The 1,375-nt window shown below is 74.8% G+C and carries 1 protein-coding gene; it reads right to left on the bottom strand.

All coding sequences use genetic code 11. From position 1 onward, the window contains the following. On the bottom strand, positions 1-1,198 hold a 1,198-nt coding region (locus tag D1643_RS11005), incomplete at its 3' end, for a DUF512 domain-containing protein (protein ID WP_160710644.1). Positions 1,199-1,375: the final 177 nt, after the last annotated feature.

Below are 1,375 nucleotides of genomic sequence, written 5' to 3'. Positions count from 1 at the left end.
CCGCGGGGGCGGGGGCGGGGGCCGGGGCCGGAGCGCCACCGAGGCGGGCGGCCTCCTCGGCGCGGACGGCGGCGGCGATGTCGCGGCCGGCGAGGAGGCCCGTGACGTTGACGTTGCCGCCGTAGTGGCGGTTGGCCACCGTAAGGGGCACGAGACGGGAAGCCAAGGGGCCGGCCGCCAGCAGCTCGTCGAGCCAGGGCTGCATGGCCTCCCCCACCACGTAGCGCACCGGGCGCCCAGCCGCGTCGATGGCGCGGGCCGCGGCGTCCGCCAAGCCGCGTGCCTCGGCCGCCGCCAGGTCGTCGAGGAACGAGCGGATGATGCCGATGCCGTCCTCGAACAGGTCGAAGTCGCCGTAGAAGGCAGCGGGCGGCACGTGCGCGGGCGTGGCGGTCAGGAACGCGTTGCGGTAGAACTCGTCGGCGGCGAAGACCCACGGCTCGCCGCGCTCGGCCAACGCGCGGCGCTGGAGAGGCTCGATGGTCTCGAGCACGGCGCGGGCGGCGTCCGGCGCGTCGAAGCTGCGCTCGAGGCGCTCCTGATGGCGCGTGTAGCCGAGCGGCACGATGCCCACGGTGAGGATGCCCGGTCGCGCGTAGGCCCACTCGAGGGTCTCGCGCAGGGCGTCGCCGTCGTTGACGCCGGGCATGAGCACGATCTGGCAGTGCGCCTCGATGCCGGCGGCGAGCAGCCGGTCGAGCGCGTCTATCCCGTGTTGGGCGTGACGGCCGATCATGCGGCGGCGCAGGTCGGGGTCGGACGCGTGGAGGCTCACGCGCAGCGGGCTCATGCGCTGCTCGACGATGCGCGCCTCGTCGGCGGCCGTGAGGTTGGTGAGCGTGACGAAGGTGCCGGCCAGAAAGCTCAGGCGGAAGTCGTCGTCGCGCAGGCTGAGCGAGGCGCGGCTGCCCTCGGGCAGCTGGCGCATGAAGCAGAAGACGCACGCGTTGCGGCAGAGCTTGACGCGGTCGAACACCACGCCCCGGAACGTGACGCCCCAATCCTGGCCGCACTCGCGCTCGAGCTCGACCTCGCCCGTCTCGCCGTCGAGGTCGACGTAGCCCACGGTGATGACGTCGTCTGAGGCGAGCCAGCGCCAGTCGATGACGTCGCGCAACGGCTGGCCGTCGACGGAGGTGAGGTAGCAACCGGGCTCCAGGCCCACCTCCCAGGCCGGCGAGCCGTCCTCGACCGCCACGACGAGCGCCGCTGGGCCGGGGAGCGCGGCAGCGGCTCGGTCGGCGGGCGTGGACGCTGCGGGAACCGGGCAAGCCGTCGGGGCGTCCGGTACAGCGGGCGCGACGGCCGCGTCAGCGGGGGTGACGGCTGTCGCGCCGGGGCACGCGGGCGTGGGCGCGGGAGCGCGGCCAGCGGT

Source organism: Enterorhabdus sp. P55, from assembly GCF_009911695.1.
Classification (GTDB): Bacteria; Actinomycetota; Coriobacteriia; order Coriobacteriales; family Eggerthellaceae; genus Enterorhabdus.
The sequence above is the reverse complement of the archived record's forward strand: the minus strand, read 5'-3'. Positions and strand labels throughout refer to the sequence as shown.